24 protein-coding genes are annotated in these 23,335 nt (G+C 69.0%); all 24 read right to left on the minus strand.

What is annotated here, in order from left to right:
- Positions 1–63 precede the first annotated feature (63 nt).
- Positions 64–1,035, minus strand: coding sequence for a prolipoprotein diacylglyceryl transferase (gene lgt / locus ACLD0U_RS05935; protein WP_410340082.1), 972 nt, complete (start codon positions 1,033–1,035; stop codon positions 64–66).
- Between the two features lie 10 nt (positions 1,036–1,045).
- Positions 1,046–1,840 (minus strand): tryptophan synthase subunit alpha, encoded by a 795-nt coding sequence (gene trpA / locus ACLD0U_RS05940; protein ID WP_179411853.1) that lies wholly within the window; start codon positions 1,838–1,840, stop codon positions 1,046–1,048.
- Positions 1,834–3,045, minus strand: coding sequence for a tryptophan synthase subunit beta (trpB, locus tag ACLD0U_RS05945; protein WP_410340083.1), 1,212 nt, complete (start codon positions 3,043–3,045; stop codon positions 1,834–1,836). Before trpB ends, trpA begins: the two co-directional genes overlap by 7 nt.
- A complete protein-coding gene (gene trpC, locus ACLD0U_RS05950; protein WP_179411852.1) occupies positions 3,042–3,845 on the minus strand; it encodes an indole-3-glycerol phosphate synthase TrpC in 804 nt (267 codons plus the stop codon). The genes trpB and trpC overlap by 4 nt, the downstream gene beginning before the upstream one ends.
- Positions 3,846–3,847: 2 nt before the next feature.
- Entirely contained in the window at positions 3,848–4,078 is a 231-nt protein-coding gene (locus tag ACLD0U_RS05955) for an HGxxPAAW family protein (protein ID WP_179410818.1), read from the minus strand.
- Positions 4,079–4,114: 36 nt separating this feature from the next.
- A complete protein-coding gene (locus ACLD0U_RS05960) occupies positions 4,115–4,690 on the minus strand; it encodes a Trp biosynthesis-associated membrane protein (protein ID WP_224817833.1) in 576 nt (191 codons plus the stop codon).
- Between the two features lie 14 nt (positions 4,691–4,704).
- On the minus strand, positions 4,705–5,061 hold the full coding sequence (gene hisI, locus ACLD0U_RS05965; protein WP_206820518.1) for a phosphoribosyl-AMP cyclohydrolase: 357 nt from the start codon (positions 5,059–5,061) through the stop codon (positions 4,705–4,707).
- Positions 5,058–5,852 (minus strand): imidazole glycerol phosphate synthase subunit HisF, encoded by a 795-nt coding sequence (gene hisF / locus ACLD0U_RS05970; RefSeq protein WP_206549864.1) that lies wholly within the window; start codon positions 5,850–5,852, stop codon positions 5,058–5,060. Before hisF ends, hisI begins: the two co-directional genes overlap by 4 nt.
- Positions 5,852–6,694 (minus strand): ATP phosphoribosyltransferase, encoded by an 843-nt coding sequence (hisG, locus tag ACLD0U_RS05975; RefSeq protein WP_206549863.1) that lies wholly within the window; start codon positions 6,692–6,694, stop codon positions 5,852–5,854. The genes hisF and hisG overlap by 1 nt, the downstream gene beginning before the upstream one ends.
- 39 nt (positions 6,695–6,733) lie before the next feature.
- Positions 6,734–6,997, minus strand: a complete 264-nt coding sequence (locus ACLD0U_RS05980) for a phosphoribosyl-ATP diphosphatase (RefSeq protein WP_179410813.1) — start codon at positions 6,995–6,997, stop codon at positions 6,734–6,736.
- Entirely contained in the window at positions 6,994–7,674 is a 681-nt protein-coding gene (gene rpe, locus ACLD0U_RS05985) for a ribulose-phosphate 3-epimerase (protein WP_206549861.1), read from the minus strand. Before rpe ends, ACLD0U_RS05980 begins: the two co-directional genes overlap by 4 nt.
- 1 nt (position 7,675) lies before the next feature.
- A complete protein-coding gene (locus ACLD0U_RS05990; RefSeq protein WP_410340084.1) occupies positions 7,676–9,094 on the minus strand; it encodes an RsmB/NOP family class I SAM-dependent RNA methyltransferase in 1,419 nt (472 codons plus the stop codon).
- Positions 9,091–10,014, minus strand: coding sequence for a methionyl-tRNA formyltransferase (gene fmt, locus ACLD0U_RS05995; RefSeq protein ID WP_410340085.1), 924 nt, complete (start codon positions 10,012–10,014; stop codon positions 9,091–9,093). Before fmt ends, ACLD0U_RS05990 begins: the two co-directional genes overlap by 4 nt.
- A gap of 25 nt (positions 10,015–10,039) precedes the next feature.
- Complete coding sequence (locus ACLD0U_RS06000; RefSeq protein ID WP_410340272.1) at positions 10,040–11,983, minus strand: primosomal protein N'; 1,944 nt, start codon at positions 11,981–11,983, stop codon at positions 10,040–10,042.
- Positions 11,984–12,056: 73 nt separating this feature from the next.
- A complete protein-coding gene (gene metK / locus ACLD0U_RS06005; RefSeq protein WP_179410808.1) occupies positions 12,057–13,253 on the minus strand; it encodes a methionine adenosyltransferase in 1,197 nt (398 codons plus the stop codon).
- Positions 13,254–13,358: 105 nt separating this feature from the next.
- The gene (gene rpoZ, locus ACLD0U_RS06010; RefSeq protein WP_179410807.1) at positions 13,359–13,613 is read right to left on the minus strand and encodes a DNA-directed RNA polymerase subunit omega; all 255 of its coding nucleotides are present in this window, start codon (positions 13,611–13,613) and stop codon (positions 13,359–13,361) included.
- Between the two features lie 91 nt (positions 13,614–13,704).
- Positions 13,705–14,613, minus strand: coding sequence for a guanylate kinase (gmk, locus tag ACLD0U_RS06015; protein WP_274366930.1), 909 nt, complete (start codon positions 14,611–14,613; stop codon positions 13,705–13,707).
- Entirely contained in the window at positions 14,606–15,469 is an 864-nt protein-coding gene (gene pyrF / locus ACLD0U_RS06020) for an orotidine-5'-phosphate decarboxylase (protein ID WP_179410806.1), read from the minus strand. The genes gmk and pyrF overlap by 8 nt, the downstream gene beginning before the upstream one ends.
- Complete coding sequence (carB, locus tag ACLD0U_RS06025) at positions 15,466–18,753, minus strand: carbamoyl-phosphate synthase large subunit (protein ID WP_410340086.1); 3,288 nt, start codon at positions 18,751–18,753, stop codon at positions 15,466–15,468. The genes pyrF and carB overlap by 4 nt, the downstream gene beginning before the upstream one ends.
- Entirely contained in the window at positions 18,753–19,901 is a 1,149-nt protein-coding gene (gene carA / locus ACLD0U_RS06030) for a glutamine-hydrolyzing carbamoyl-phosphate synthase small subunit (RefSeq protein WP_410340087.1), read from the minus strand. Before carA ends, carB begins: the two co-directional genes overlap by 1 nt.
- Entirely contained in the window at positions 19,898–20,404 is a 507-nt protein-coding gene (locus ACLD0U_RS06035) for a hypothetical protein (protein WP_179410803.1), read from the minus strand. Before ACLD0U_RS06035 ends, carA begins: the two co-directional genes overlap by 4 nt.
- Positions 20,401–21,762: a dihydroorotase gene (locus ACLD0U_RS06040; protein WP_410340088.1), complete on the minus strand. Its 1,362-nt coding sequence runs from the start codon at positions 21,760–21,762 to the stop codon at positions 20,401–20,403. Before ACLD0U_RS06040 ends, ACLD0U_RS06035 begins: the two co-directional genes overlap by 4 nt.
- Entirely contained in the window at positions 21,759–22,724 is a 966-nt protein-coding gene (locus ACLD0U_RS06045) for an aspartate carbamoyltransferase catalytic subunit (RefSeq protein ID WP_410340089.1), read from the minus strand. The genes ACLD0U_RS06040 and ACLD0U_RS06045 overlap by 4 nt, the downstream gene beginning before the upstream one ends.
- Positions 22,721–23,251: a bifunctional pyr operon transcriptional regulator/uracil phosphoribosyltransferase PyrR gene (gene pyrR / locus ACLD0U_RS06050; protein ID WP_179410800.1), complete on the minus strand. Its 531-nt coding sequence runs from the start codon at positions 23,249–23,251 to the stop codon at positions 22,721–22,723. The genes ACLD0U_RS06045 and pyrR overlap by 4 nt, the downstream gene beginning before the upstream one ends.
- Positions 23,252–23,335 lie beyond the last annotated feature (84 nt).

Here is a 23,335-nt window from a genome sequence, read left to right on the forward strand (position 1 = left end):
TCGCGTGAAGAGGCGCTCAGAGAGCGTCCTCGCTGACGGGAGCGGTGCTTGTGGCGATCGCTCCTAGTCGACTTCGGTCTTCGCCGGAGGCTCGCTCACGTCGACGAAGTCGGAGGGATTGTCCTGCGAGTCTACATCCGCCTCGGCGGGCACTCGTCCCGGCACGTACGGCGACGGCTCGACACCGGTGTGGCGGCGCGTCTGCACGATCATGATGACCAGCCCCACGAGCACGCCGAAGATCGCGGCCCAGACGTTGCTGCGCAGGCCGAACAGCACCTCACTCGGGTCGATGCGGATCGACTCCCAGACGATGCGTCCTGCGCTGTACCAGATCAGGTAGAGCGCGAACAGCTTGCCCCACTGCAGCTTCAGCTTCGAGCCTGCCCACAGCAGCACGATGACGCCCAGACCGTTCCAGAGCACCTCGTACAGGAACGTGGGGTGGAACAGCGTTCCCTCGGCAAGGCCGGGAGGGAAGGCGGGGTTGGTCGACTCGATCTCGAGTCCCCACGGCAGATCAGTCGGCAGTCCGAACAGTTCGTGGTTGAACCAGTTGCCGAAGCGCCCCATCGCCTGCGCGAGCAGAAGCCCGGGTGCGAGGGCGTCGGCGAACGTCCAGAACCGGATGCCCGTCCACCGGCATCCGAGCCAGGCGCCGACAGCGCCGCCCATCAGCGCGCCGAAGATGGCGATGCCACCCTCCCAGATCGCCCACACCGAGCCGTATTCGAACGGGTTCCAGGTGTTCTTACCAGGGCCGAAGTAGAAATCGGGGTGTGTGACCACGTGGAAGATGCGCGCACCGATGATGCCGAGCGGAACGGCGATGATCGCGATATCGATCACGACCCACTTCTCGGCGCCCCGCTTGGTGAGACGGTGGTTGGTGAGCAGCAGGGCTGCGATGATGCCGGCGATGATGCACAGCGCGTAGAAGTGAATCGTCAGCGGACCGATCTGCAGGTAGCTGACCGACGGGCTCGGAATGCTCGCGGGCACGGTGATGAGGGTGCTGAGAGGCGCGAAGGGCATGAGAACGATCCTAGTATCGCGTCGTCGGCGTACCGCCGGCGAGAGCTCGGGTGGTTTCGGCGAGGGCGTCCAGACCGCCATCGCGCAGGGCCTTGACGAGGGCAGTGCCGACGATCGCACCATCGGCGTACTCGACGACGCCGGCGATCTGGTCGGCGTTCGAGATGCCGATGCCGACACAGGCGCGCACGTCGCCGCGGGCGCGCATACGCTCGACGAGAGTGCGGGCTGCACGGTCGAGCTCGGCGCGCTCACCGGTGATGCCCATGGTTGAGACCGTGTACACGAAGCCGGTGGACGAAGACAGCACAAGATCGAGACGTTCGTCGCTCGAGGTCGGCGCGGCGAGGAAGATCCGATCCAAACCGGTGCGCTTGCTGGCGGCGATCCACTCGCCGGCAGCTTCGGGCGTGATGTCGGGTGTGATCAGGCCCGCACCACCGGCGGCGAGCAGATCGTCAGCGTAACGATCGACGCCGTACTGCATGACGGGGTTCCAGTACGTCATCACGACCACGGGCACGTCGGTCTCGGCGCTGATCCGCTGCACGGCGGTGAACAGGTCGCGCATGCGGAAGCCGTTCGCCAGAGCATGCTGTGTCGCTTGCTGAATGACCTCGCCGTCCATCACCGGGTCCGAGTAGGGCGGACCGATCTCGATGATGTCGACGCCGTTGCGCGCCAGCGTCACAGCCGCCTGGATGCTCGTCTCCAGGTCGGGATATCCGATCGGCAGATAGCCGATGAACGCGCCGCGCCCGGCGGCATGCGCCTTGTCGATGGCTGCTGCGACGCGGCTCACGATGCGTCGTCCTCTCGGTCGTAGAGATCGAAGTAGCGGGCGGCGGTGTCCATGTCCTTGTCGCCGCGACCCGACAGGCACACGGCGATCACGCCGTCCGTGCCGAGCTCGCGGCCCAGTCGCAGGGCTGCGGCCAGCGCATGCGCCGACTCGATCGCGGGGATGATGCCCTCGGTGCGGCTGAGCAGACGCAACGCCTGCATCGCCTCGTCGTCGGTCGCCGGGATGTACTCGGCGCGCCCGATGTCGCTGAGCCATGCGTGCTCGGGCCCGACACCCGGGTAGTCGAGTCCGGCCGAGATCGAGTGCGACTCGATGGTCTGGCCGTCCGCGTCCTGCAGTACGTAGGTCTTGGCGCCGTGCAGCACGCCGGGACGTCCCCGTTCGATCGAGGCCGCGTGACGATCGGTGTCGACGCCGTCGCCCGCCGCCTCGACGCCGTACAGACGGACGTCGGCGTCGTCGAGGAACGCATCGAACATGCCGATCGCATTGGAGCCTCCGCCGACGCACGCGACGACGGCGTCCGGAAGTCGGCCGGCCTCGTCGAGCAGCTGCTCGCGTGCTTCTTCGCCGATGACCTTCTGGAAGTCGCGCACCATCGCCGGGAACGGGTGCGGACCCGCCGCGGTGCCGAAGATGTAGTTGGTCGTCTCGACGCTGGCGACCCAGTCGCGGTACGCGTCGTTGATGGCGTCCTTCAGGGTGCGCGACCCGGTCGTGACCGGAATGACCTCGGCACCGAGAAGGCGCATCCGGGCCACGTTCAGAGCCTGGCGTTCGGTGTCGACCTCACCCATGTAGATCGTGCAGTCCAGGCCGAACAGCGCCGCGGCGGTGGCCGTGGCGACGCCGTGCTGGCCCGCGCCGGTCTCGGCGATCACCCGGGTCTTGCCCAGCCGCTTGGTCAGCAGAGCCTGGCCCAGCACGTTGTTGATCTTGTGCGACCCGGTGTGGTTGAGGTCTTCGCGCTTGAGGAAGACGCGCGCGCCCCCGGCGTGCTCGGCAAACCGGGGCACCTCGGTGATCGGCGACGGACGCCCCGCGTACGAATGCAGCAGGGCTGCCAGCTCCGCGCGGAACTGCGGGTCGGCGAGGGCATCCTCGTACGCCGCGGTGAGTTCGTCGATGGCCGCGATGAGCGATTCGGGCATGAACCGCCCACCGAACTCACCGAAGAACGGTCCGTGCTGGTCGCGCAGGCTCACCGTGCGCCTCCTCGTGCGGTGGGGGCCGCTCCCGCGGCCAGGAAACTCTGCAGCGTCGCGACGGCATCGCCGGTCACAAGCGCTTCACCGATCAGCACCACGTCGGCGCCGGCCTCGCGGTACCGGGTGACATCCTCGGGAGCGAGCACCGCAGATTCCGCGATCTTGACCGCGGAGTCTGGGATGCGGTCGGCGAGGCGTCCGAACAGGTCGCGGTCCAGCTCGAGTGTGTGCAGGTTGCGCGCGTTGACGCCGATCAGATCGGCGCCCAGATCGATGGCGACCTCGAGCTCCTCAGCCGAGTGGGTTTCGACCAGCGGCGTCATGCCGAGCTGAAGGATCAGCTCGTGCAGTTCGAAGAGGGTCTTGCGTTCCAGACCGGCGACGATCAACAGTGCGAGATCTGCGCCGGCGGCGCGTGCCTCGAACACCTGATACGGCGTCGCGATGAAGTCCTTGCGCAGCACCGGCAGGGACACGCGGGCGGTAACGGCTTCGAGGTCGGCGAGGCTGCCGCCGAAGCGACGTTCCTCGGTCAGAACGCTGATCGCCGAGGCGCCGCCCTGCTCGTAGAGCGAAGCCTGCAGCGCGGGATCGGCGATCTCGGCCAGCGCACCGCGCGAGGGGCTCGCACGCTTGACCTCGGCGATGATCTTGACGTGGTCTGCGGGCGCCAGGGCGGCGCGGGCATCCCGTGCGGCCGACCGCTGTGCGGCATCGCGCTCCACGACAGAGAGCGGTCGCGACAGCGCGCGCCGCTCGGCGTCCTGCACCGCGCCGGCCGTGAGGTCGGCGAGCACCATCAGTGTGCCTTCGGTGTGTACTTCGGGCCCTTCACGCCCCAGCCTGCCTTGGCCATCACCCAGCCGACGATCAGTCCAGCGACGATGATGCCACCACTCACCATGACGGCGACGGGCATGTCGAGGCAGAAGAAGACGGCTCCGGCGGTGAAGCCGAGCAGCATGATCACGACGGCCGTCCACGCAGCAGGCGAGTGTCCGTGTCCGGGGTCGGCGATCGGGTTGGTCATGTTCTCCTCCGGGAGGCTAGGGGAATTCGATTCAGTCTATCGGGCTGCGTCGGTCGGGTCGGTTCCCTGGGACAGCTCGTCCCAGGAATCGATCGCGTCCAGCGGTCCATCATCGTGGTGCTTCGCTTCGGAAGCGGCGCGGTACCGGCGACCGCCCGACGCCCAGCCGCGCGCCGTGAACAGCACGAAGACGGATGCCAGCAACAGAAGCACCCACGCCGCCAGCGCGATCGCGGGCCAGCCGGTGGGTTCGATCTTCGCGACGATCGTGTAGAGCGCGGAGTCCCCGCTCAATCCGGTCGCCTCGGCGACAGCATCCGCTGCCACGCTCAGCGGTGGACCGACGAGCAGCGTCGCCGTGCCCGCGAGCAACACGCCCGAGGCTGCGATGGTGAGCACTCCGAGCACGTACCGCAGTACGGGGCCGGCGATGGCGAGCACGGCTCCGAGCGCCAGCACCGCCAGCGAGAGCGGCGCGAGCAGCGTCAACGCATCGGCGCCGGCGATCAGCAGCGGCTCGACAGCATCCGAGCGTTCGACGACCAACCAGGTCTGCGTCGAAGAGACGATTCCGATCGCACCGGCGAGCAGGATGGTCAGGACGGAGAGCATTCTTGCGCGACGCTTCATCGCTCCTCCCCTGCCAGATCGAACGCTCGACCATCGAAGCACGTACGGCTGCCGGTGTGGCAGGCGGGGCCATGCTGATCGACGGTGAGCAGAAGCGTGTCGCCGTCGCAGTCCGTGGCGACGGCATGCACGCGCTGAGTGTTGCCCGACGTGTCGCCCTTCCGCCAGTACTCCTGACGGGAGCGCGACCAATACACGGCCCGTCCTTCCGCGAGGGTGCGGCGCAAGGCCTCAGCGTTCATCCACGCGAGCATCAGCACCTCCCGCGTGTCGTACTGCTGCACAATCACCGGGGCCAACCCCGCATCGTTCCACGTGATTTCGGCGATGCGCGCTTCATTCGCGTCGGTCATCGCACGCCACCCCGATCGCCCGGGGCAACCTCACGGATCGTCACTCCGGATGCTTTCAGCGCTGCCTTGACATCACCGACCGTCAGCTGGCCGGTGTGGAACACGCTGGCCGCGAGGACAGCATCCGCCCCGGCGTCGATCGCGGGTGCGAAGTGCGAGACGTCGCCGGCTCCGCCGGAGGCGATCACGGGAACCGACGAGACCTCGCGCATCAGACGCACGAGTTCCAGGTCGAACCCGTCCTTCGTGCCGTCGGCGTCGATCGAGTTGACCAGAAGCTCACCGGCGCCACGCTCGATGGCCTCGCGCGCCCAGGCGAGGGCATCCAATGATGTCTCGGTGCGGCCACCATGCGTCGTGACAGCAAAACCGGACGGCGTCGCAGCGGAGCGCTTCACATCGAGCGAGAGCACCAGTACCTGGGCACCGAAGCGATCGGCGATCTCGCCGATGAGCGCGGGACGGGCGATGGCGGCCGAGTTCACACCGACTTTGTCGGCACCGACGCCGAGCAGGCGCGCGACGTCCTCGACCTCGCGCACTCCCCCGCCGACGGTCAGCGGCACGAACACGTGCTCGGCGGTGCGCTGCACGATGTCGTATGTCGTCGCGCGGGCATCCACGGTGGCCGTCACGTCAAGGAAGGTGATCTCGTCCGCGCCCTGCAGCGCATAGTGCGCCGCGAGCTCGACCGGGTCTCCCATGTCGCGCAGGTTCTGGAAGTTGACACCCTTGACGACGCGACCGGCTGCCACGTCCAGGCACGGGATGACGCGTGCCGCGAGTGCCATCAGAGCCTCGCCGCGTGGATGGCGGTGACCAGGATCGCGCGTGCACCGAGGGCGTAGAGGTCGTCCATCACCTGATTCATGCCCTTGCGGGGAATCATGACGCGCACGGCCACCCACTCGGGATCACGCAACGGGGAGATGGTCGGCGATTCGCGTCCGCCGGCGATCGCGACCGCCTGGTCGACGAGGTGGGCGGGCAGGTCGTAATCGAGCAGCACGAACTGGCGCGCCACCATCACGCCGCGCAGGCGTCGCAGCAGCCGGTCGGTGCCGGGTGCATCGCCGGGGCGGCTGATCAGCACGGCCTCGGACTCGATGATCACGGGGCCGAAGATCTCCAGGCCCGCCTGACGCAGGGTGGTTCCGGTCTCGACGACATCGGCGATGACATCCGCCACGCCGAGTCGGACCGCCGATTCCACCGCGCCGTCGAGCGGCACGAGTTCGGCCTGGACGCCATGCCGACGCAGGAAATCGTCGACCAGGCCCGGGTAGGCCGAGGCGACACGGACGCCTTCGAGATCCTCGATCGTGCGGAATCGGCCGGGAGGCGCCGCGAAACGGAACGTCGAGCGGGCGAAGCCGAGTTGCTCGATCTCGCGCGCGTCGTCCTGACGCACGTCGAGCAGCAGGTCGCGGCCGGTGATGCCCACGTCGAGAGCACCGGATGCCACATACGTGGCGATATCGCGGGGACGCAGGTAGAAGAACTCGACGTCGCTGTCGGCGTCGATCACGTGCAGGGTCTTGGGGTCGCGGCGTCCGACGTAGCCCGCCTCGGCGAGCATGTCAGCAGCGGTCTCGGAGAGCGAGCCCTTGTTCGGAACGGCAATGCGCAGCATGGGTGTCTTTCGGATCGATCGGTCTCTGAGCGGGGCGGCTCACAGATGTCGGTAGACGTCCTTAAGGGTCAGTCCCTTGGCCAGCATCATCACCTGCAGGTGGTACAGCAGCTGCGAGATCTCCTCGGCCGCATTCTCGTTCGATTCGTACTCAGCGGCCATCCACACCTCAGCCGCCTCTTCGACGATCTTCTTGCCGATGGCATGCACGCCGCGATCCAACTGTGCGACGGTGCCCGATCCCTCGGGCCGGGTGAGCGCGGTGGCGCTGAGCTCGGCGAACAGTTCGTCGAAAGTCTTCACAGTCCCAGGCTAGCCTCTCGCGCACGCTCTCGGAGACCTGTGACGGCCGCCGCGACGTCGTCGGCACCGTACACGGCCGAGCCTGCGACGAACGTGTCGGCACCCGCCTCGGCGGCCTGCGCGATGGTTGCATCCGAGATCCCACCGTCGACCTGGAGCCAGACGTCGGATCCGCGCCGCTGCGCCTCGGCCCGCAACGCACGCAGCTTCGGCATGGTCTCGGGCATGAACCCCTGGCCGCCGAAGCCGGGCTCGACGGTCATCACCAGAATCTGATCGAACTCGTCGAGCATGTCGTACAGGGCGTCGCCGGCCGTACCCGGTTTGATCGCCACGCCTGCACGGGCGCCGATCGATCGCAGTCTCCGTGCCAGCGCGATCGGGTCGGATGCGGCCTCGAGGTGGAAGGTCACACTGGCCGCACCCAGTTCGGCGTATCCGGGCGCCCACCGGTCGGGGTCGGTGATCATGAGGTGCACGTCCAGAGGAATCGGGCTGGTCTGCTGGATGCGCTCGACCATCTGCGGCCCGAACGTGAGGTTCGGCACGAAGTGGTTGTCCATGACATCGACGTGCGCGTAGTCGGCGGTGGCGATCCGCGCCAGCTCGGTCTGCATGTTCACGAAGTCGGCGGCGAGGATGCTCGGGTTGATACGCGGGGCACGGGGCAGGCTCATGTCACTCGTCTCCTTCTGCGCCCGAGTCGGCGCCGCTCGTGATCGGGACGCGCTGCAGCAGCGCGACGAACATGGCGTCAGTCCCGTGGCGATGCGGCCAGAGCTGGGCGCTGAGCGCCCCCGGCTCGTCCGTGCCACGAGCGGCGAGGTCGATCGGCGACTGCGACATGCCGGCGATCACCGCACGGGCGTCGAGCTCGACGAGGTCGTCGCGCCGATGCAGCACCTCCGAGACGACTCCGGTGGTCTCGGCGAGGTGCGGTGAGCAGGTCGCGTACGCCACGATTCCGCCCGGCGCCAGGGCGTCGGCAGCGGCATCCAACAGCTGCGTCTGCAGCGCGACGAGCTCGGGGACGTCGGACGGCGACTTGCGCCAACGGGCCTCGGGGCGGCGGCGCAGCGCGCCGAGCCCGGTACAGGGTGCGTCAACGAGGATCCGGTCGAATGCAGCGGGGTGCTGCGCGGCGAACGCCCGTCCGTCCTGAGTGTGCACGCGGATCGGGATCGGCAACGGGCGTACGGCGTTGCGCACCAATCCTGCGCGTGTCGGCACGACCTCATTGGCTTCGAGTGCTGCACCGTGCTGGTGTGCGAGCGCGCCCAGCAGCGCGGTCTTTCCGCCCGGCCCGGCGCACAGATCGAGCCAGCGCTCTCCTTCGCGCACGGGGGCGGCCTCGGCCAGCGCCAGCGCGACAAGCTGCGAGCCCTCGTCCTGCACACGGATCAGCCCGTCGGCGTGCGCGATCGCCTCTCGCGGGTCGCCTCCGGGCGAGCCATACGCGGTCGCCGCGTAGGGACGGCGCGGCTCACCGGGTTCAGCGAGCCCCGGGAGCGCGACGAGGGTCACCTCGGGCGAGAGGTTGTCGGATTCGAGCAGCGCGTCGAGCTCGCCGTCGCGGCCCTCGGCCGCCAGCGCGCGTCGCAGAGCCCGGATCACCCACACCGGGTGCGCGGTGCGCAGCGCGAGCCGCTCGTCGTCGGATCGTGCTCCCGCCTCGATGCGTTCCTGCCAGGTGTCGGCGTCGTCTCGTCCGATCCGGCGCAGCACGGCGTTGGCGAAACCGGACGCCCCACGCCCGACTTCCGCTGCGACGAGATTCACAGACTCGTTGACGGCGGCGTGCGGGGCTACTCTGGTCGCCAGCACCTGGTGCGCGCCGAGGCGCAGCGCGTCGAGCACCGCGGGATCGATCTCGCTGACCGGGCGGCCGGCGGCATCCGCGATGATCGCGTCGTAGGTGCCGCGACGGCGAAGCGTGCCGTACGCGAGCTCGGTCGCCAGCGCGGCGTCCTGGGTGTTCAGGCGTGCTTCGGCGATGAGCTTCGGCAGCAGCAGGTTGGCGTACGCGTCGTCTTCGGTGACAGCGCGGATCACGTCGTAGGCGACCCAGCGGGCCGGCTGGATGCGCGTGCGGCTCATGATCCCACCCGCAGTCCATCGTGATCACGAAGGCCGCGCCACCAGTCCGCGGCGTTCATCGCCCCGCGCCCGGCGGGCTGCACTCGGGTCACCTCGAGCGGTGTGCTCGCGGTACCGATCAGCACCGCGGTCTTGGTTCCGCCCAGCTCCCCCGGCGCCAGGCGCGGGGCGTCGGATGCTGCCGGCGCGGCGGCCAGGATCTTGAGCCGACCCCCGTCAAAGGTCGTGTGCGCCCCCGGTTCGGGCGTCACGCCCCGGTAGCGGGCGTAGATGATGTCGACCGGCTGGTGCCAGTCGAGCAGGCCGTCCTCAAGACCGAGCTTCGGGGCGAGGGTCTCGTCTCCGGCCTGCGGTGTCGCCACGGCGGTGCCGGCCGCGATGTCAGCGACGACCGTGCGGGTGAGGTCGGCGCCGTCGATGGCGAGCACGTCCAGTGCGACGTCGGCGGTCGCGTCGGCGGAAATGTCGACCGCGCGCATCGCGAAAACGTCGCCGGCGTCGAGCGCCGGCACGAGGCGGAACACGCTCACGCCGATCTCGGTGTCGCCGGCGATCAGCGCTCGCTGTACCGGTGCGGCGCCACGCCACCGCGGCAGCAGTGAGAAGTGCAGGTTGATCCATCCCTGGGCCGGCGTCGACAGCAGCGGCTCGCGCACGATGCCGCCATAGGCGACGATCACGCCGAGTTCGGCGTCGAGCGCGGAGACCTGCGCAGTGACCTCGGCATCGAGTCGTGCCGCCTTGATCACCGGCAACCCGAGCTCGTCGGCGGCCTCGGCGACTGGTGACGGCGTCAGCACGCGCTTGCGGCCGAGGGGGGCATCGGGGCGGGTGACGACCCCGACGATGTCGTGCTGCGCGGCGAGAGCGCGAAGCGTGGGCACCGCGACGGCGGGTGTGCCGGCGAAGACGAGGCGCATGAAGGTTCTCCGGAGGGTGTTTCGATCAGATGTCTGGTTCGAGGATATCCAGGTGCACCGTCAGCGGGACCCGTACACGCCCCCGTCCTCGACGGCTCTGCGCTGCCTGCGCGATCACGGTGGCGCGCAGTCGGGTCGCGACGGCCTGCCCCGCCGCGTAGCTGAAGCGCGCCAGCGCGCGCACCTTGCCCTCGTCGCCGATGGGCACCGGACCGAGCACCGCTTCACCACGGATATCGAGTTCGGCGAGGGCGTCGAGGGCTGCGCGCACCGCGGCCGGCAACCCGTCGATCTGCGCCACGCGTGCCGTCGGCGGCATATGCAGCGGTGCCCGGGCCTCGAGCTCGCCACGTGCGTATGCGGCCGGGGTCCAGGTGGCCAAGGCTCGGGCGACGGGGCCGTCCACACCCACCAGGTGCACCGGAGCGCCGGGGGCGGCAAGCGCGGCCGCGTTGCACCACCAGCGCAGGCAGGACTCTCCGATGCGCAGCTCCGGCGCCTGCAGCATCCGCGACCCGTCGAGCAGGATCACTGCGCGGTATCCGCCGTCGGCGATCGGCTCGGCGCCTCGCGTCGCGACGACCAGGGCCGGCTTGGCATCCACGTGCTGCACGGGGTGGGCACCGTCCGAGACGATCACACGTACGCCGGGGAAGGCGCGCCCGAGCTCATCGGCGGTGCGTTCGGTGCCCGACGAGGCGAGCCGCACCTGATCGGAGTCGCAGTGACCGCAGCGCCACGAGTGCGCAGAACGGCCGCACCACCCGCACACCGGCACAGCGCCACGCCTTCGTGCCCCCAGCGGGCCGCCGCAGTGCGTGCAACGCGCCGGCGCGCGGCAGGTGCCGCACACCAGGCTCGGCGAGAAGCCGGGGCGCGCCACCTGAACCAGCACAGGTCCCTCGCCCGTCGCGGCGCGCGCCGCGCCGAAGGCGCTCGACGGCACACGCCGGCCGCCCTGCTCCAGCTCCTGCGGGGTGCTCAACCGCACCTGCGGAAGCACCCTTCGCACGGCCGTCACCTCGTGCATCCAGCCGCCGGCGACAAGACGCTGCGCATCGGTGGAGCGCGTGTGCCCGACCAGCAGCAGTGCGCTGCCCTCCTGCTCTTGCCGCACCAGCGCGGCATCGCGGGCATGGACGTACGGTGCCAACGGCTCACCGAGCAACGGGTCGCCGTCGTCCCAGATCGCCACGAGTCCCGCCTGCACGGGCGCGTACACCGCGGAGCGATTGCCGATGACGACGCACGGCGCCTCGTCGAGGGTGCGCAGGAACGAACGGTAGCGCTCGGGATTGCTCTGGCGGGCGTCGTACCGTGCGACTGCGTCGTCGGGCACCATCGTGGCCAGCGCCGCGAGCAGCACCTCCTGGTCACGGTAATCCGGGACGATCAGGATGCTGGAGCGGCCCGAGGCCAGTTCGATCGTGGCCGAGGCGGCGATCATCTCGGCCCACCCGGGCGTCGTGCCGTGCTGCACGGGGATCGCCTCGACGGCGGCACGGCGGCGCTCGGCGAGCACCTCTGCCAAGCCGTCGTAGCGGGCCACGACGGCCTCCGCACCTGATACCGCCTCGGCGGGGACCGCGGGTGGGGCGGCGACGGGTGTCCAGGACTTCTCCACCCGCACCTGGCGCTTGGGAATCGCCAACCGCAGCACGTCGGATGCGCTGCCCGCGGCGCGGTCCGCGACACGTCTGGCGAGCCGGTAGAGCGGATCGGGCATCACGACCGTCGATGAGACGATGCTCTCGATCTCGGAGAGGGTGCGCGAGGGGTCGGGCTCCTCGTCGATCTCGACGATCAGGCCGTCCACGACCCGACCAGCCGTGCGCAGCGGCGCCTTGATCCGCACCCCCGGCTCGACCTCACCGAGACCCTCGGGCATCGCGTAGTCGAACAGCCGGTCCAGTTGCGGGAGCGGCGAGTCGATCAGCACCCGCGCGATGCGCCGGCGCCCGGTGGGCACTGTCGCCACCGGGTCGACGTCGCCCGCGTCGGGTTCCGCGGAGGCGGCTTCGGCCGTCACGGCCCCGCCGCTCTCAGACGCCGGCGGCGCGGCGCAGCTCGTCCGCCCGGTCGGTGCGCTCCCAGGTGAAGTCCGGCAGCTCACGTCCGAAGTGACCATAGGCCGCGGTCTGCGCGTAGATCGGACGCAGCAGGTCGAGTTCTTCGATGATCGCCTGCGGACGCAGGTCGAAGACCTCACGGATCGCGCGGGTGATCGTCTCGTCGTCGACGCTGCCGGTGCCGAACGTCTCGACGTACAGACCGACGGGTCGCGCGACGCCGATCGCGTAGGCGACCTGCACCTCGGCCCGCGCTGCGAGCCCGGCCGCGACGACGTTCTTGGCTACCCAGCGCATGGCGTAGGCGCCCGATCGATCGACCTTCGACGGGTCCTTGCCGCTGAACGCGCCACCGCCGTGGCGGGCGGCGCCGCCGTAGGTGTCGATGATGATCTTGCGGCCGGTGAGACCGGCGTCGCCCTTCGGGCCGCCGATCACGAAGGGTCCAGCCGGGTTGATGTAGTACTTCAGGTCGGATGCCAGGTCGAGCCCGGTCTGCTCGAGGACCGGGTCGATGACCCGTTCGCGTACCAGGCCGCGCAGCTCTTCCTGCGAGATATCGGGGTGGTGCTGCGTCGACAGCACGACCGCGTCGATCGTCTTGGGCACGAGGCCGTCGTAGCCCAGAGTCACCTGAGTCTTGCCGTCGGGACGCAGGAAGGCCAGTTCGCCCGACCGGCGCACCTCGGTCAGCCGCTCCGCGATCCGGTGTGCGGTCCACGCCGCCATCGGCATGAGCTGCGGCGTCTCGTCGGTCGCGTAGCCGAACATGATTCCCTGGTCGCCCGCGCCGAGCAGATCGCGCGGGTCGGTCGAGCTGCCGTCACGGTGTTCGCTGGCCTGGTCGACGCCCTGCGCGATGTCGGTGGACTGCTCCCCCACCGAGATGCTCACGCCGCACGATGACCCGTCGAAACCGGTGTCGCTGGAGGTGTAGCCGATGCGGTTGACCACGTCGCGCACGATCGTGGGGATATCGACATACCCCTCGGTGCGGATCTCACCGGCCACGTGGACCAGCCCCGTGGTGACCAACGTCTCGACGGCGACACGCGATCCGCGGTCGACGGCCAGCAGTCCGTCGAGGATGCTGTCCGAGATCTGATCGCAGATCTTGTCGGGGTGCCCCTCGGTGACGGACTCGGACGTGAACAGACGCAACGCGCTCATCGGTGCTCCAGATCGGTTTCGTGCGGGGCCGTTCTCGGCCCGAAGCCAGTGTGCATGAAGCCGCCGACATCCGCATGCGGATGTCGGCGGCTTACGGTGTGCACGTCACTCGGCGTGACGGATGCGAAGCTTGTCTTCGTTGATCTCGTGCAGCGCGATGGTCAGCGGCTTGTCCTCGACCGACGAGTCGACCAGCGGGCCGACGTTGTCGAACAGGTTGCCCTCGTGCAGGTCGGAGTAGTAGTCGTTGATCTGGCGCGCCCGCTTGGATGCGTAGATCACGAGCTCGTACTTCGACTCAACGCGCTCGAGCAGGTTGTCGATGGGCGGGTCGATGATGCCCTGGTTGGTTCCGGCCATGGTGGACCTCCTGGTCAGGCGACGATGCATCAGATGACGACGTGTCGCGAAAATCGGTGGGAGCGCGCGCTCCGTACGGGACAGAACCCGGTCAGCGCGCAGAGCCTGAAGACAATTCTACGACGTCGCGGGCCGCCGTGGCGACGTCGGCGTTCACGACGAGGTAGTCGAACTCGTTCTGCGCTGCCAGTTCGGTCCGCGCCGTACGCAGTCGACGGGCTCGTTCCTCGGAGTCCTCGGTGCCCCGACCGACCAGACGGTTGACGAGTTCGTCCCACGTCGGCGGCAGCAAGAACACCAGCGATGCCGAGGGCTCGGACTCCCGCACCTGGCGGGCGCCCTGCAGATCGATCTCCAGCAGCACGGTCTTGCCCTGCGCCAGCGCCTCGTCGACGGGACCGCGCGGCGTTCCGTAGCGATGCTTGTTGTGCACCGTCGCATACTCGAGCAACTGCCCCTCTTCGATGAGGCGATCGAACTCGGCCTCGTCCAAGAAGTAGTAGTGCACGCCATCGACCTCACCCGGCCGGGGGCTGCGGGTGGTCGCCGAAACCGACAGGTGCAGATCGGGGTTCGTCTCGCGGATGTGCGCGGCAACCGTGCCCTTGCCGACGGCGGTCGGGCCTGCCAGCACCAGCAGACGGCTGCGCCCCTCACGCGGACGATGCGGCGGGAACCGTTCGTCGAGCCACGCGGTCAGAGCGGCGCGCTGGCGCACGCCGAGCCCGCCCAGGCGCTTGACCGGCGAGATGCCGAGATCCTCGAGCACGCGGTCGCGCTTGCCCGCGCCGATCGCCGGCAGCGCCATCAGGAAGTCGGTGACCCGCATGGTCGCGGCATCCGAATCGGCGTCCTCGAATGCCTGACGCAGAACGGCCTGCGGTGCGGTGACCCGCATCGCCAGGTCGCGCTTCAGGGATGCCCGGGCGCGGCGACGCTCGAGCGCGCGCCGCGATGCTGCGGCGCGATCAACGTCGGGAACGGTGCGGTTCTCAGCCACGAAGTACCTCCAGGTAGTGCGCACTGCGCGAGCGGATCGCCTCGGCGATGCCGTCGGGACCCGCGCCGAGGATGCTCCGGCTCTCGCTGGCGAGCACGTTGCGTGCCAGCGGGCCGAATCGTCCGGTCAGATCCTCCGGCGTGGCGCCCTGCGCCCCGAAACCGGGAGCGAGGATGGGGGTGCGCACGAGCAGATCGTCGTCGAGGCCGAACTCCGAGCGGTCGACTGTCGCGCCGATCACCAGGCCCACCGGGCCCAATCCGGCGGCGAAAGCATCCGAGTCGTTCACCCACGTGACATCCCGTGCCACGCGTCGCGCGACCGTCTCGCCGTCGCCGGCGGCCACGTCGACCGGAGTGGCCGTCTGCAGCGCCGCCGCCTCGGGGTTGCTGGTCGCGGCGAGCACGAAGACGCCCTTATCGGCGCGGACGGCGCCCGTCAGCGTCTCACGCAGCGACTCCGGTCCCAGGTAGGGGCTCACAGTGAGGGCATCCGCCTCCAAGGGCGACCCCGACTCGAACCACGCCGACGCATAGCCGGCCATGGTCGAGCCGATGTCGCCGCGCTTGGCATCGGCGATCACGATCAGGCCGGCCGCACGCGCGGCCGACATCACGTCTTCGAGCGCTGCGAAGCCGCGGGATCCGTAGCGTTCGAAGAACGCCACCTGGGGCTTCACGACGCCCACCCGGCCCGCCGCCGCTTCGACGACGGCGAGCCCGAAGGCGCGGATGCCGTCAGCATCCGCACCCAGACCCCACTGCTCAAGCAACGCGGCGTGCGGATCGATCCCCACGCACAGCGGGCCGTGCTCGTCGAGCGCGGCACGCAGACGTGCGGGGAACGACTCGGTCACACCGACCCCTTGCGGTCGAGCGCGTACTCCTGAAGGCTGCGCACGTCGAAACCGTCACTGGTGGCGTCCATACCGCTGACCGCCGCGCCGAGCACTGCCATCGTGGTGAACAACGCCTTGTCGGCGGCGACCGCCGCGGCCCGGATCTCGTAGCCGTCGGCACGCGCCGCTCCCCCGCTGGGAGTGTTCACGACGATGTCGATGCGGCCCTCGTTGATCAGGTCGACGATGTTCTCAGCTCCGCTGTCCTGCGTCTCGCTGAACTTCGACACGACGGTGACGTCGATGCCGTTGCGGCTGAGGATCTCGGCGGTCCCTTCGGTGGCCACCAGGGTGAAGCCCAGCTGCTGCAGACGGTGCGCCGGCAGGATCACCGCGCGCTTGTCGGCGTCGGCGACCGAGATGAACACGGTGCCCGAGACGGGCATTCCGCCGTAGGCCGCAGCCTGGCTCTTGGCGAACGCCGTCGGGAAGTCGCGGTCGATGCCCATGACCTCGCCCGTCGAGCGCATCTCCGGCCCCAGAACCGAGTCGACGACCTTGCCATCGTGGGTGCTGAAGCGCTTGAACGGCAGCACGGCCTCCTTGACGGCGACCGGAGCGCCCAGCGGCACGCGCGAGCCGTCCTGTGCCGGCAGCATGCCCTCGTCGATGAGCTCGGCGACGGTCGAGCCGGCCATGATGCGGCTCGCGGCCTTGGCCAGCGGAATGCCCAGCGCCTTCGAGACGAACGGCACGGTGCGGCTGGCGCGCGGGTTCGCCTCAATCACGTACAGCACCCCCGCGCTGATCGCGAACTGCACGTTCAGCAGACCGCGCACGCCCACGCCCTTAGCGATCGCGAGCGTCGCCGCGCGCACGCGGTCGACGTCGGTACGGCCGAGCGAGACCGGCGGCAGCGTGCAGCTGGAGTCACCCGAGTGGATGCCGGCCTCTTCGAGGTGCTCCATGACACCGCCGATGTACAGGTCGGTGCCGTCGTACAGGGCGTCCACGTCGAGCTCGATCGCATCGTCGAGGAAGCGGTCCACCAGCAGCGGCTTGCCCTCCTCGATCACGACCTCATCCGCGGTGCGCACGAAGTAGTCACGCAGCGAGGGGGTGTCGTAGACGATCTCCATGCCGCGGCCGCCGAGAACGAAGCTCGGGCGCACCAGCACCGGGTAGCCGATCTCCTCGGCGATGCGCACCGCGCCCTCGACGTCGATCGCCGTGCCGTTGCGGGGCGCGACGAGCCCGGCGTCGTCGAGCAGGCGGGCGAAAAGCTCGCGCTCCTCGGCCAGGTCGATCGCCTCGGGGCTCGTACCGAGTACGGTGTACCCCGCCGCCTCGATGCCCTTGGCCAGACCCAGTGGCGTCTGACCGCCCAGCTGGCAGACGACACCGAGAATCGTGCCGCTACGCGCCTCGGCGTCGAGCACCTCGAGCACGTCCTCGAGAGTCAGCGGCTCGAAGTACAGCCGGTCCGAGGTGTCGTAGTCGGTCGAGACCGTCTCAGGGTTGCAGTTGACCATGACGGTCTCGTATCCGGCATCCGACAGCGCGAACGACGCGTGCACGCACGAGTAGTCGAACTCGACGCCCTGGCCGATGCGGTTCGGACCGGAGCCGATGATGACGACCTTGGTGCGGTCGGATGCCGCGACCTCGGTCTCGAAGTCGTAGCTGGAGTAGTGGTACGGCGTCAGGGCGGGGAACTCCCCCGCGCAGGTGTCGACCGTCTTGTACACCGGACGCACGTCGAGCGCACGACGGATGCCCCGTACCTCGGCCTCCTCCACGCCGCGCAGCTGAGCGATCTGCGCGTCGGAGAAGCCGTGCTCCTTGGCGTGACGAATCGTCGCGGCGTCGAGTTCGGCGGCGGATGCCACGGTCTCGGCCACCTCGTTGATCAGCACCATCTGGTCGATGAACCACGGGTCGATCGAGGTCGCCTCGAACGCCTGCTCGATCGTCGCACCCTTGCGCAGCGCCTGCTGCAGCACGACGATGCGACCGTCGGTGGGCGTCTTCGCGATCTCGAGCAGCTCGTCGACCGAGCGCTCCTCCGGGCCCCAGTGGAAGCTCGATCCACGCTTCTCCAGCGACCGCAGCGCCTTCTGCAGCGCAGTGGTGTAGTTGCGGCCGATGGCCATCGCCTCGCCGACCGACTTCATGGTCGTGGTCAGCGTGGCATCCGCGGCGGGGAACTTCTCGAAGGCGAAACGCGGCACCTTCACGACGACGTAGTCGAGCGTCGGCTCGAAGCTCGCCGGTGTGACACCGGTGATGTCGTTCGGGATCTCGTCCAGGCGGTAGCCGAGGGCGAGCTTTGCGGCGAGCTTCGCGATCGGGAATCCGGTCGCCTTCGACGCCAGGGCCGAAGAGCGCGAGACGCGCGGGTTCATCTCGATGACGATGATGCGGCCGTTGGTCGGGTCGACCGCGAACTGGATGTTGCAGCCACCGGTGTCGACGCCGACCGCGCGGATGATGTCGATCGAGATGTCGCGCAGCTTCTGGAACTCACGGTCAGTGAGCGTCAGCGCGGGTGCCACGGTGATCGAGTCGCCGGTGTGCACGCCGACGGGATCGACGTTCTCGATCGAGCAGACGACCACCGTGTTGTCGGCGGTGTCGCGCATGAGCTCGAGCTCATACTCCTTCCACCCGAGGATCGATTCCTCCAGGAGCACCTCGTTGGTCGGCGAGTCGTGCAGACCGGCGCCACCGATGCGGCGCAGGTCCGCCTCGTCGTAGGCGAAACCGGAGCCGAGACCGCCCATGGTGAAGCTCGGGCGCACGACCAGCGGGTAGCCGAGCTCTTCAGCACCTGCCAGCAGCTCGTCCATCGTGTGGCAGATCACCGACTTGGCGACGTCGGCGCCCGCCTCGAGCACGAGCTCCTTGAACACCTGACGGTCTTCACCTCGACGGATGGCATCGACCTTGGCACCGATGAGCTCGACGTCGTACTTTGCCAGGATGCCGCGCTCGTGCAGCGCCATGGCGGCGTTCAGCGCGGTCTGTCCACCGAGGGTCGGCAGGATGGCATCCGGCTTCTCCTTGGCGATGATCGTCTCGATCACTTCGGGAGTGATCGGCTCGATGTAGGTGGCGTCGGCGAAGTCGGGGTCGGTCATGATCGTGGCCGGGTTGGAATTGACCAGGATCACGCGCACGCCCTCTTCGCGCAGCACACGGCACGCCTGGGTGCCGGAGTAGTCGAACTCGCAGGCCTGACCGATGACGATCGGGCCGGAGCCGATCACGAGAACGGAGTTGATGTCGTCGCGCTTGGGCATTACTTGCTGGCCTCCAGGGTCGCGATGACGAGATCGCGGAAGCGGGTGAAGAGATAGTGGGCGTCGTGCGGGCCGGCCGCCGCCTCGGGGTGGTACTGCACCGAGAAGGCCGGGATGTCCAGGGCGCGCAGCCCCTCGACGACCTGATCGTTGAGCCCGACGTGGCTGACCTCGACCGAGCCAAAGCCGTTCGGGCTGTCGAAGACACCCTCGACGGGCGCGTCCACGGCGAAGCCATGGTTGTGGGCGGTGATCTCAACACGGCCGGTGGCCTTGTCGAGCACGGGCTGGTTCAGGCCGCGGTGGCCGAACTGCAGCTTGTACGTGCCGAGCCCCAGGGCGCGGCCGAACAGCTGGTTGCCGAAGCAGATGCCGAAGTAGGGCAGACCGGCCTGCAGCACCTCGCGCAGCACCGCGACCTGTGCATCGGATGCCGAGGGGTCGCCGGGCCCGTTGGAGTAGAACACGCCGACCGGATCGATCGAACGGATCGCGTCGAACGACGACGACTGCGGCAGCACGTGCACGTCGAATCCGAGAGCGGCGAGGTTTTCGAGCGTTGCCCGCTTGACACCGAGGTCGATGACGGCGAGGTTGCCGATCCGCTCGGCCGTGGCGGGCAGCACGTACGTCTCGGCGACCGAGACCTCTGCCGACAGGTTCTGACCGGCCATCTCGGGGGCAGTCGTCACGCGGCTCAACTGCTCCGCGGGATCAAGGGCAGCATCCGCTCCCGAGAAGACGCCGCCGCGCATCGCACCGGCATCGCGGATGCGGCGCGTGAGCGCACGCGTGTCGATGCCGCTGATACCGACGATTCCGTCGCGGATCAGTGCATCATCGAGGGATTCCTCGGCACGCCAGTTCGACACCCGGCGGGCGGGGTCGCGCACGATGTAGCCGGCAACCCAGATCTTCGCCGACTCGTTGTCTTCGGCGTTCATACCGGTGTTGCCGATGTGCGGCGCAGTCTGCAGCACGATCTGACCGGCGTAGGACGGGTCGGTGAGCGTCTCCTGGTAGCCGGACATGCCGGTCGCGAAGACGACCTCGCCAAGGGTGGTGCCGCGCGCGCCGTAGGCGCGTCCGACGAAGCGGGTGCCGTCCTCGAGGACGAGTACGGCGGAATCTGCGGTGAGGGCGGTCAAGAGTTCACTCCGTTCTCCGGAGCGCCGCACAACTGCTGGAGCTCCGGGAGGATCTGCTGGGGCTCGGCTGCCGAGAGCCGAAGGTAGGTGTCGACGAGGATCCCATCGGCGACCCGCCAGTCAAGGCGGATCAGGCCGGACGGCTCCACGACGCGGTCGATGGTGACGGTGGCGACGTCGGCACCGGCGAGCCGGTCGGCCGCGAGAAACACGGTGGGTGCGCCATCAAGGCTCAACGCGACGCCACGGTCGGTCAGCGCGAGCTCTCCGCGAGCGCGGTATGCGAGCGGTCGCACCGCGGCGCGCTCCAGAGGCTGACCGTGCTTCGTCGTCGCCACGTGCAGCACCTCGTACCGTGCCGAGACCTCGGCGTGCTCGGGAACCCCGAGCGGTGCGGTGAGACCCGAATCGCGACGCAGACGCGCGCGCCACGCGAAGAACATCGTGAGGAGGATGGCCGCCGCGATGGCGGCCATGATCAGGCCGGCAAGTTCGCGCGTCACTTCGACTCGCTCCGCTCGCTCAGCACATCGCACTTCGACTCGCTCCGCTCGCTCCCGACAGGCCGCAGATCCTCGACGAGTTCCCCACCGTCGAGTGTCACGACACCGCCGTGGATGGTCCACTGGACGCGGCCGGGAAGCTCCCGTCCGAGGTACGGCGAGTTGTGGCTCCGACCGTGCAGGTCGGACTCGGTGAAGACACCGGGCACATTCGGGTCGTACAGCGTCACGTGGGCGGGCTTGCCGACTTCGAGCGCCCCGAAGCCGTCGAGCTGCCCGATGCGCGCGGGCGCGGCGCTGAGCACACGCGCCACGTCGGCCCAGTCGAGCTGGCCGGTCGCCACCATCGACTGGTGCACGACGCGCAGTGCGCTCTCCAGGCCCACCATGCCGTTCGCGGCGGCCTGCCACTCGCAGGCCTTGTTCTCGGCGGGGTGCGGGGCGTGGTCGGTGGCGACGATGTCGATCGTGCCGTCGGCGAGACCCTCGCGCACGGCCATGACGTCCTCCTGCGTGCGCAGCGGAGGGTTCACCTTGTACCGGGCGTCGTAGTCGCGCACGAGTTCATCGGTGAGCAGCAGGTGGTGGGGGGTCACCTCGGCGGTGACCTGGATGCCGCGCTTCTTGGCCCAGCGGATGATGTCGACACTGCCCGCCGTGGACAGGTGGCACACGTGCAGGCGCGAGCCGACGTGCTCGGCGAGCAGCACGTCGCGGGCGATGATCGACTCCTCGGCGACCGCCGGCCAACCGGCGAGGCCCAGCTCTGCCGAGACGATGCCCTCGTTCATCTGGGCGCCCTCGGTCAGACGCGGGTCCTGTGCGTGCTGGGCGATGACGCCACCGAACGACTTGACGTACTCCAGGGCGCGGCGCATGATCAGCGGGTCCCACACGCAGAAGCCATCATCGCTGAACACGCGCACGCGTGCCCGCGACGACGCCATGGCGCCCAGCTCGGCGAGGCGCTCGCCCTTCTGCCCGACGGTGACAGCGCCGATCGGCTGCACGGTGGCGTAGCCGGCTGCCTCGCCGAGGGCGAGCTCCTGCTCGACCACGCCGGCGGTGTCGGCGACCGGCTGCGTGTTCGGCATCGCGAACACGGCGGTGTACCCGCCGGCGGCGGCCGCACGGGTACCGGTCAGCACCGTCTCGGATGCCTCGAAGCCGGGCTCACGCAGATGCGTGTGCAGGTCGACCAGGCCGGGCAGTGCCACCAGCCCGGCGGCGTCGATGACGCGCGCTCCGGACCGGTTCAGCCCCGTTCCGATCTCGGCGATGATGCCGTTCTCGATCACGATGTCGGCGCTCTCGCGTCCGAGCAGCTCGACTCCTTCGATGACGAGGGTCTGGCTCATTTCACTTCCCCTCGTTCGTCGTTTCGTTCGCCTGCGAGCAGCAGGTAGAGCACAGCCATGCGCACCGCGACGCCGTTCGTGACCTGCTCGAGCACGGTCGAGCGCGGCGAATCGGCGGCCTCGGAAGAGATCTCCAGGCCCCGGTTCATGGGTCCGGGGTGCAGAACAATGCTACCTTCCGGCAGCGCCGCCGCACGCACGGCGTCCAGACCCCAGAGCCTGGAATACTCCCGCTCAGTGGGGAAATACGCGGCGTGCATCCGCTCGCCCTGAATGCGCAGCATCATCACCGCGTCGGGTCCCTCTGCCAGCGCGGCATCGAGGTCGTACAGCACCCGCACCGGCCACTGCGAGACGTTCTGCGGCACGAGCGTGGGAGGCGTCACGAGCGTGACGTCGGCTCCGAGCAGCGACAGCAGCCAGACGTTCGAGCGAGCCACGCGGGAATGCAGCACGTCGCCCACGATCACGACGCGCAGCCCGGCGAGGTCACGACCGCGGCTGTCGCCACCGTGGTGGCGTTTGCGGATGGTGAATGCGTCGAGCAGCGCCTGGGTCGGATGCTCGTGCGTGCCGTCACCGGCGTTGACCACGCCGGCCGAGATCCAGCCGCTGGTCGCGAGCGTGCGGGGCGCACCAGAGGCGGAGTGACGGATGACGACAGCATCCGCCCCCATCGCCTCCAGGGTCTGGGCGGTGTCCTTCAGGCTCTCGCCCTTCGAGACGCTGGAGCCCTTCGCGGCGAAGTTGATGACGTCGGCGGAGAGACGCTTGGCAGCGGCCTCGAACGAGATGCGCGTGCGGGTGGAGTCTTCGAAGAAGAGATTGACCACGGTCTTGCCGAGCAACGTCGGCAGCTTCTTGACCTGGCGCGACTGCGTGTCGGACATGTCCTCGGCCACGTCGAGGATGCGCAGGGCGGTCTCTCGGTCGAGTGTGCGGGTATCGAGCAGATGCCTCATGATTCGATCGTCACCTCGTCGCTGCCGTCGAGCTCGCGCAGACGCACGTTCACGCGCTCGGTGCGGGCGGAGGGAATGTTCTTGCCCACGAAGTCGGGGCGGATCGGCAGTTCGCGGTGTCCGCGGTCGACAAGGATCGCGAGGCGCACGGCCGCGGGGCGGCCGATGGACTGCAGCGCGTCGAGTGCCGCGCGGATGCTGCGACCTGAGAAGAGCACGTCGTCGACGAGGACGACGGTCTTGCCGTCGATGCCGCCCTCGGGAATGTCCGTGCGCTTGGGTGCGCGGGTCGGATGCTGCGACAGGTCGTCTCGGAAGAGCGTGATGTCGATCGCTCCGACGGGAATGTCGACGCCGGCGATGCCGGAGATGACCGGCCCGAGCCGCTCGGCGAGGGTCACGCCGCGGGTCGGGATGCCGAGAAGGACAAGGCCTTCGGCGCCGCGATTGGATTCGAGGATCTCGTGGGCGATGCGCGTCAGAGCGCGCGATATATCGGCTTCATGCAGCACGGTGCGTGCAGACAACGGCCACGTCCCTTCTCCGCCTCTCCGGACGGGGTTAAAGGTTGGTGATGACACCAGTCTAGCGAACCCCGCCCGCGCTCGCGG

Origin of the sequence: Microbacterium sp. 2216-1, assembly GCF_046507855.1 — a bacterium.
Lineage (GTDB): Bacteria > Actinomycetota > Actinomycetes > Actinomycetales > Microbacteriaceae > Microbacterium > Microbacterium esteraromaticum_C.